The sequence below is a fragment of the Staphylococcus sp. HMSC034G07 genome (genome assembly GCF_001835975.1).
In the GTDB taxonomy this organism is placed as follows: domain Bacteria; phylum Bacillota; class Bacilli; order Staphylococcales; family Staphylococcaceae; genus Staphylococcus; species Staphylococcus ureilyticus.
The window spans coordinates 1-201 of sequence record NZ_KV826594.1 but is presented as its reverse complement, the minus strand read 5'-3'; the positions used below and the strand labels follow the sequence as shown (position 1 = coordinate 201).

1 pseudogene is annotated in these 201 nt (G+C 34.3%); it reads right to left on the bottom strand.

The features are described 5' to 3' along the window. Positions 1-178: pseudogene (locus HMPREF2586_RS12580) on the bottom strand (IS6 family transposase); the annotation flags it as partial. Positions 179-201 lie beyond the last annotated feature (23 nt).

The following is a 201-nucleotide window of genomic DNA, read 5'->3' as shown; positions in this document are numbered from 1 at the left end:
GATATAAAATTGGGGCATATTCTTGAACCCAACGGTAGACCGTTGAATGATGAACGTTTACACCACGTTCCCTTAATATTTCAGATATATCACGATAACTCAATGCATATCTTAGATAGTAGCCAACGGCTACAGTGATAACATCCTTGTTAAATTGTTTATATCTGAAATAGTTCATACAGAAGACTCCTTTTTGTTAAA